Source organism: Methanothermobacter sp. K4 (genome assembly GCF_022014235.1).
In the GTDB taxonomy this organism is placed as follows: Archaea; Methanobacteriota; Methanobacteria; order Methanobacteriales; family Methanothermobacteraceae; genus Methanothermobacter.
This window is the reverse complement of record NZ_JAKLTD010000002.1, coordinates 26,393-34,438: the sequence shown is the minus strand read 5'-3', so window position 1 is coordinate 34,438 and position 8,046 is coordinate 26,393. Positions and strand designations below refer to the sequence as shown.

General features: G+C 48.8%; 9 protein-coding genes. 5 read left to right on the top strand and 4 right to left on the bottom strand.

Features of this window, described 5'->3' with window-relative positions:
- Window positions 1-46 precede the first annotated feature (46 nt).
- The 3 genes from L5462_RS04050 to L5462_RS04040 are packed head-to-tail and all read right to left on the bottom strand — an operon-like array spanning window position 47 to window position 1,110.
- On the bottom strand, window positions 47-298 hold the full coding sequence (locus L5462_RS04050) for a DUF2109 family protein (protein WP_237779541.1): 252 nt from the start codon (window positions 296-298) through the stop codon (window positions 47-49).
- Between the two features lie 12 nt (window positions 299-310).
- Entirely contained in the window at window positions 311-814 is a 504-nt protein-coding gene (locus L5462_RS04045; RefSeq protein ID WP_237779540.1) for a hypothetical protein, read from the bottom strand.
- A complete protein-coding gene (locus L5462_RS04040) occupies window positions 814-1,110 on the bottom strand; it encodes an energy-converting hydrogenase A subunit A EhaA (RefSeq protein WP_237779539.1) in 297 nt (98 codons plus the stop codon). Before L5462_RS04040 ends, L5462_RS04045 begins: the two co-directional genes overlap by 1 nt.
- Window positions 1,111-1,344: 234 nt before the next feature.
- Between L5462_RS04040 and L5462_RS04035 the strand changes: the two genes are divergently transcribed.
- The 5 genes from L5462_RS04035 (at window position 1,345) to L5462_RS04015 (ending at window position 7,008) form a co-directional block, all read left to right on the top strand.
- Window positions 1,345-1,866 carry a hypothetical protein gene (locus L5462_RS04035; protein WP_237779538.1) on the top strand — a complete coding sequence of 174 codons (522 nt, stop codon included), beginning with the start codon at window positions 1,345-1,347 and terminating at the stop codon, window positions 1,864-1,866.
- A 236-nt stretch (window positions 1,867-2,102) separates the two neighbouring features.
- Window positions 2,103-2,612, top strand: a complete 510-nt coding sequence (locus tag L5462_RS04030) for a hypothetical protein (RefSeq protein ID WP_237779537.1) — start codon at window positions 2,103-2,105, stop codon at window positions 2,610-2,612.
- Between the two features lie 202 nt (window positions 2,613-2,814).
- Complete coding sequence (locus L5462_RS04025) at window positions 2,815-4,626, top strand: DUF1616 domain-containing protein (protein WP_237779536.1); 1,812 nt, start codon at window positions 2,815-2,817, stop codon at window positions 4,624-4,626.
- A 9-nt stretch (window positions 4,627-4,635) separates the two neighbouring features.
- Window positions 4,636-5,574 carry an SDR family oxidoreductase gene (locus tag L5462_RS04020; protein ID WP_237779535.1) on the top strand — a complete coding sequence of 313 codons (939 nt, stop codon included), beginning with the start codon at window positions 4,636-4,638 and terminating at the stop codon, window positions 5,572-5,574.
- 21 nt (window positions 5,575-5,595) lie between these two features.
- On the top strand, window positions 5,596-7,008 hold the full coding sequence (locus L5462_RS04015; RefSeq protein ID WP_237779534.1) for a flippase: 1,413 nt from the start codon (window positions 5,596-5,598) through the stop codon (window positions 7,006-7,008).
- Window positions 7,009-7,048: 40 nt separating this feature from the next.
- On the opposite strand, the gene L5462_RS04010 is transcribed toward L5462_RS04015, so the two are convergent.
- A complete protein-coding gene (locus L5462_RS04010; RefSeq protein ID WP_237779533.1) occupies window positions 7,049-8,044 on the bottom strand; it encodes a UPF0104 family protein in 996 nt (331 codons plus the stop codon).
- Window positions 8,045-8,046: the final 2 nt, after the last annotated feature.

The window sequence follows — 8,046 nt, the reverse complement described above, 5'->3', positions numbered from 1 at the left end:
CAATGAGGTCAAGCGGATTCATAACCATCACCAGCAAAATCTTCACCTAATCCTCGATTAATATTTCCTCCCCTACACGGTCAAGGGTATGTGCAATAGCATTGGATGTTATGGTTGATGCCACGAAGTAGACAGCTGCAAGGACAGCACCAAATGCCGTTCCAATGTAGAGTGCAATCATTGCAGATATCCCAAAACCCATTGCATTGAGGTAAAGGAGCCTCTCTGCCCTGTCCTGTGCTAGAAGAGTCCTCAATGCCATGAGAACAACTATTATCCCTGTTATCTGGAGTAGCATGATCAACACCTTCTATTTCAGGTCTGTGTACCGGTCCATCCTCCTGGCTAGGGCGCCAAGGAGCCTTGATGATACCCTGTGGTTCAAACCCTGTATTGTGGTTATGGCAATAACCATTCCAGCGACGAACATTTCAGGTTTCAGTCCAGCGAGTGATGAAATCGCTATTATGACTGTAATTGAGAGTGCGCCTGTCGTACCTGCATATCCCGGGTCTGCGCAGAGCCTGTTTCCTATGAACACCAGGAGCGCGGCTATAAGGCCGCCCTCAGGTATACCCATGAGGTAACAGCCAATTGCCCCCAGAAGTGTGCCTGCAGATGCATCAGGTGAGCATACTATGTTTCCCTGGAAGAAGCCTCCTGCGAGGTCTCCTCCCCTTTTCATTATATCCCTTCCAATGTAATCGGCCCCCCGGACACCTGGTTTCTCGGGAAGGCCCATCCAAGTATCTATGATAACAAAGTTCAGCCAGGAAACAGCCGCTGCAACTGCAACTCCAACAAGTTCATTCATCACAAGTCCTCCGGTCTGGGGAATATATCCTCAAGGAAGTAGGCTGTCATGAGAGCTGCCAGAGCCCCTGAAACCACACCGAGATCGACCCCACCGTACATACCTGTGACACCAAGTTTTATGCATATCGCCACAAGACCCATGGCGATTACAGGTGCCGGGAAGATGGCTGATGGGGTCCAGGAATGTCTGGCCGGTCTTTCAGGTGCCAGAGGCAGCCCAAGTATCACTGAAATGATTATTGAGGAAATAATGCCTGTTATGTAACCTGAAAGATATGTAACATGAATAATCATGATAAAAGAATAATAATCCAACATATATAAATCTTTTTAAAAACCGATTTCGGGTATTGAAGAGGAATTTTAATACGATTTTTGCTGTTTTTAGGAGAGAATACCTCTGTACACCTCCAAATTATGTAATAAAAATTTACTCAAATAATAGCCACTTTAGTGACAAATTTCACGATAAACTGTAAGTTCATGTGAAACAATAGAAACCTCCAGAAAAGAAATGGGGTGATCTGTATGGGAATCCATCTAAAAACCCTCGCTGTTCCTGCACTGCTCTTAATTATTCTCATAAACCCCGTGAGTGGGGCTTCAGCAGTTCAGGAGGTCCGGGTAACAGTACCCGAGAGTGTGGAGATAACGGTCCTCTGGAAGGGAGAGGAGGTCGGGAACTCATTCACCCTCACCGCCACAGTGGAACCAGGAAGAGAATACACCTGGCCCGGAGGACCCCAGGGACTCCAGATAAAGGACCTATCCAACGTACCCATCGACCTCTACATAAAAGCAGAAGGAGACCTCCAGGGACCAGAAACCATACCCATACAGAACCTCAAATACGCCAACTACGGCACAAACCTCCCACAAACACCACTCACAACAACCTACACACCCGTGAGAAAGGGATGGGTGGTTAAATCTGAGGATGAATCATTAATACCCGTGGACCTTCACCTCACGGTGCCGCCTGGAACAGCCGCCGGTGTCTACTCTGTGAGGATATACCACATCGCCGTCAAATCACCGGGCGAACCATGAACTCACTCCTTTTTATTAATGAACCCTTTAAACCAACAAAAGGAACCTTTTTAGAGTCCATCAATCACCCAAGGAACTCTATGACATGTCAATCAACACCGATCGATGACGATTCCCCTAGATCCAGATTTAACCCTTGCAGAATTCATGAAACTGCCATAGCCCATGCCAATAATAAATTATGAGGAAAGATTTAATAAGTAATTACAGATATAATAACAGTGGGGGATCGTCTGATGTCAGATTACAGGTGGATGGGAGTTCTTTTTATACTGCTGCTTATACCAGTCCCCTTCACCACGATGGGCGCAGTTCAGGAGGTCCGGGTAACAGTACCCGAGAGTGTGGAGATAACGGTCCTCTGGAAGGGAGAGGAGGTCGGAAACTCATTCACCCTCACCGCCACAGTGGAACCAGGAAGAGAATACACCTGGCCAGGAGGACCCCAGGGACTCCAGATAAAGGACCTATCCAACGTACCCATCGACCTCTACATAAAAGCAGAAGGAGACCTCCAGGGACCAGAAACCATACCCATACAGAACCTCAAATACGCCAACTACGGCACAAACCTCCCACAAACACCACTCACAACAACCTACACACCCGTAAGGAAAAACTGGACCGTCAGAGATGAGAGAAACGCTGTTGTCCCTGCTGATATTTATCTCACCATCCCACCCTTCACTGCACCCGGTGAATACAGGGTAAGGGTCTACCACCTGGCTGTAAAATCACCCACATAACCTTCAACCCAGAATACCCTCCACTAGGTGGCATGCAGGGATGTCCCCAGCACTCCACACAACCCTTCAACCAAGAGACAATACCCCAGAGCATCTGCCTGAATCCGGGTCACTGCACGCGCGATAAGGGTGACATGAAAATATTTATCAGTCCAGAAATGCCAATAATAGGTCAATTCACTAGCATTCAGGGGAATCTCAGTTGAAGCTCAGGCGGGAAATTATATTACTAATTGCAGGTATAATCTCAGTGGTCCTCATAAACGCTCCATTATTCCATTTAAGGGTTCTTGGAATAGCATCCATGATATGTGTGGCAGGTTACAGCCTCCTCATCATCACAGGCTTTGATAACCCTCTTATAGCCCCTGTGGCAGGCATACTATTAATCACCCTCAACGCCCTCCTCCTTAATTACACAGCCCTCAGGAATTCAAGGCCACTTTATGCGCTACCAGCCATAATCCTGCCACTGATCGCTCTCATAATCCGCCTGAGAAAGAAGGATACCCCTGTGGAGGATACCCAGACAAGAACCGCAAGAGAACTTGCAAGAAGGTCCGGAAAAAAGCAGAGGAAGGGACAGGAGGAACCTGAGGTTATAAGGCTCGGGCTCTCCTCAAGGGATCTTCTGATTGCTGGTATCATATCATCCTCAACACCCATCCTCATAAGCCTCATACACCTCAGGCATGTGAGGTTCATCCTTGCAGTCATCCTCATAGTAAGCACTTCATATCTGGTGGCATCAGCCGCCATGACAGGGCTGCAGGAGAGGGGAAGAGCCACAAGAGCAGGATTGATAGCACTCTTCGCCTCCATCCTGACACCCATAGCATGCTTACTTGTACCCAGGGGCTATGGTCATATATTCCTTGGGGTCACAGGTATACTGGCAGCCCTTGCAGCCTACATCAGAAGGTCCAGGCAGAGGATAAAAATCATAGAGTCCCTCCAGCAGTCAGAAATGGACATCCTGGAGAAATACGGGCTCGTGGAGGAGGAAGTCACCCTTGAGATACCTGAAATTTCTGAGAAGGACATCAGGGCAGGTGACCCTTCCCTCATAAAGAAAAAGGCCCTTAAAATGAGAAAAATAAGAGAATGGGCCCCTGAAACCGGAAAAATCGAAGGTGATGATGTTGAAGGGGAACTCAGAAGGGCATTTTCAGGGCATGAATTCCCCTCAGAACCTGAAAAAAGCACATCTATCGGTGGTTTCAGTGACCTCGCAGTTCTATCCATTCTGAGTATCCTTACCATCATCTTTTTGAGGGGCGGTATCGCTGAGGCGCTCTTCTACCTTCAGGTGCTCTTCATCCCGGGGTACATACTGGTCTCAGCAATCGCACCTGAAAGGGTCCAGCTAAGTATCCCTGAGAGGCTGTTTCTTGCATTCTCCACGAGCATCATCATATCATCGGTTATCGCACTCCTCATGGGCGGGGAGGTGACATTCAAACCATTCCTTGCAAGGACAATAGCGGGCCTCAGCCTTGCGCTCACCCCCGCCGCATTCATAAGGAGGTGGAGGCGCGGTGAACTTGCCTACTCCGCTGACATAAGGAGGATCCCCTCACCCCGTAACCTCTCAAGGGACGGTAAGATCTCACTTGTCCTCTCCATTATACTTGTAGTGCTAATTGCAGTAACGGTTTACATAACCCTCAACCCGGCGCCCTCTGAGAGGTTCACAGAGTTCTACATCCTTGGGCCCGGGGGGAAGGCCTACGGGTACCCCGAGAACCTCACATCAGGTGCGAATGCCAGTGTAATTGTGGGTGTTGTTAACCGTGAGTACCGCAACGAGACCTACCTCATGGTGGTGCGTCTTGGCGGAGATATTTTAAGGAATGAAACCATAAGGTTGAGTGATAAGGAGAAGTGGGAGAGGAAGATAAACTTCACAGTTACAGAGACCGGGAAGAATCAGAAACTCGAATTCCTTCTATACAGGTTACCTGATAAAAGGAAACCCTACCGGTCTCTTCACCTATTCATCAACGTCAGGTAGTGTATAATCATGAAGGGCATGGATGTTGCTGTAACAGGAGGACTTGGATTCATAGGTTCACACCTCACAGATGAACTGCTAAGAATGGGAAACAGGGTCACTGTAATCGATGACCTCTCAAGCGGGAAGAGGGGAAACCTCACTGACCCGGAGCATGAGAACCTCGAGATCATAGAGGGGAGTATCAATGAAGTGGACCTTGAGTCCATATTCAGGGAGAAGGATTACGTGTTCCATCAGGCCGCCCTTGCAAGTGTCCCGGAAAGCGTGAGGGACCCCCTGAGGTGCCACAGGGTGAACGCCACAGGAACCCTCAGGGTGCTTCTTGCTGCCTGCAGGGCCGGGGTCAGGAAGGTTGTGAATGCCTCAACCTCAGCTGTCTACGGAAACAACCCTGAAATGCCCCTCTCTGAGGACGCAAGGCCCATGCCCCTCTCACCCTACGCGGTATCCAAGGTCACAGGGGAGTACTACTGCAGTGTTTTTGAGGACTATGGCCTTGAAACCGTTTCCCTCAGGTACTTCAATGTTTATGGGCCAAGGCAGAGGCCGGACTCCCAGTACGCCGCCGTCATCCCCAGGTTCATCGATGCCCTCCTCCAGGGCAGACAGCCGGAGATCTATGGTGACGGAGAGCAGAGCCGTGACTTCATCTATGTGGGTGACGTTGTGAGGGCCAACATCTTCCTTGCAGAGTCACCTGAAACCGGCATCTTCAATGTGGCCGGTGGGAAGTCAGTTACGGTTAATAGATTATTTGAAATAATATCAGGGGTCATCGGTTCGGATTCGAAACCCTGCTACCTGGATGAGAGACCCGGTGATGTGAGGCACTCCCTTGCAGATACATCCCGCCTTGAAGCCGCAGGGTTCAAACCGGAGGTTGGACTTGATGAAGGGCTTTTCAGAACCGTTGAGTGGTTCAAAAAATTGGATAATAAAATTTAAGTCCTATGAAACGGGATCAGAATGAGTTATGCCAGAAAACTCGCGAAAAATACCCTCTTTCTCCTGACAGCCACCATCTTCACCAACCTCGCGGCCTTTGTCTGGAACATCTACCTTGCAAGGTACCTCGGTACAGCAGGTTTCGGTATACTCTCAGCGGCACTGGCCCTCACAGGCATATTCAGCATACTGGCTGACCTCGGAATGGGGACCTACATTACAAGGGAAATTGCAAGGGACCCTGCAGGTGCCAGGGAGCTTGCGTCTGCGGGGCTTGGTAACAAACTGCTCCTTTCATTGATGGTCCTGGTTATGATAATCCTCCTACCTGTAACCGGTATCTACAGGGGCACGGCTGCTGCAGTTGTAATGTTCACAGGAGGGTACATGCTGGTTAACTCATTCAGTGTATTCTTCAACAGCATGTTCCAGGGCTTCCAGCGGATGGAGTACCAGACCATCTGGAACATCCTCAACAGCATCTTCATACTTGTCGGAGTGCTCACCGTGATCTGGCTTGGTGGAAGTGTTGTAGATGTGGCCATCGCCTACCTCATTGCAGCGGTTCTCTCAGTCAGCTACCCGGTCTTCATATTCACAAGGAGGTTATTCACACCAGGACTGGCTTTCAGCCGTGAATTGATCAAGAAGGGACTGCCTTTCGGTATAACCAGTGTATTCTCCCTTATCTACTTCTGGATAGACTCCGTTATGCTATCACTCATGAAGGGTGATGTGTCAGTTGGTCTCTACAGCGCACCCTACAGGCTGCTTACAGTCATAAGCTCTCTTTACACTGTCTATCTGCTGGCAGTCTTCCCCATGATGTCCAGGTTCCATGTTGAGAGCTCCGATTCCCTGAGGTTAACCTACAGGAAATCCGTAAAGTATCTACTGATACTTTCAATCCCTGTAATATCCATAGTGTTTGCACTTGCAGGGCCCATAATAGATCTGATCTTTTCATCAGAATACCTTGACTCTGTTCCGGCACTCAGAATCCTCATAACTGCAACTGCCTTCATGTTTGTAAATGGGATAACATCAAACCTACTGGGTTCAGCCGACAGACAGACCATTGTTACACGTGTCACAGGTGCTGGTGCGCTCTTCAATGTGACCGTTAACCTCATACTCATCCCCCGGTTTGACTTTCTCGGGGCAAGTGCCGCAACCGTGATGACAGAAATCCTTATGATGATCCTCTTCCTGAAGGCTGTGGGGGATATGGGATATGGTCCTTCACCGGAGGATATCCTGAATGGGTGGAAAATTCTTCTTCCAGCCATTGCCTCTGCACTTGTTCTCTTATTTCCAGTGAACATTATACTGAAAGTTCCCCTTGCCCTGGCGGTTTATGTGACTGGAATCTTCCTCACAGGGGCCATTGACCATGCTGACAGGGCCATAATGAGGTCAATACTGAATGGTTAAAGGTCCATGTTTTAAAATCAAGTATGTAGGACCTCCAGGTTCATGTTTTAAAATCAAGTATGTAGGACTTCACCTCATCAAATATGTCACCTGCATAGTATGAGGAGAGTATCGCCCCCAGTACCGTGACCATCCAGAAGGATATGATGCGATCCAGGAGGGCTATGCTACCCGCCAGAAACCCGGGTACCCCGAATAAAACAAAGAGCCCCGCCATTGAAACCTCCATTGAACCCATACCACCCGGGAGTGCTGATAGTATCCCTATGAGGTTTGCAAGAAGGAATATCATGACAACCGCTGAGAATTCTATCTCAGCACCGAATGACAGGAAAACAAGGTACAGCCTCATGCACTCCATAAGCCATGATAGAAGCGAGAGAACAAATACAATTCCAAGTCCGCTGAAGCTGGAGTAGGACCTTGTGTAACCTATCATATCCCTTATACCTGATGTGAGCTTGATATAGATGTTCTCCAGGGTGTCCTCTGAGACTGGAAGTTTCTCAATGATCCTGTGTATTCTATGGTAGATCCTCAGGCTCTTCTCCTCCCTCCAGTTAACAAGGTATATCAGGTAGGCTATGATGGCCGAGAGAAATGCGCCTAGAAGGGCTATTATTCTTATCTTCGGTACGAACACGGCGGCGCCAAATAAGAGGAATCCTCCTATTCCAAGGTCAAAGAACCTCTCTGTTAAACCGGCAGAGAGACCCTCGGATAGATCTATGCCATTCAGTTTCTTGCCTGCAACCGCGTTCATGACCTCCCCTGCACTCCTCATTGGGCTGAGGTTACCTGCGAAGAGGCCTATGGACTTCACAGTGAAGTTGGTTCCAATCCTCCAGGGCTGATCTATCAGAAACCCCCACCTGAATCCCCTCACGGCCACAACTGCAAGGTGAATGAGGAATGCCAGGGCTATGAGTCCCCAGTCTGCCATGCAGACTGCCCTGAGGACTTTCAGGGGACCCATCCATACGAGGAGGGCTAGAATGAGAAGCAGACTGAGTATAAAGAAGTAAATTTTTTTCATGG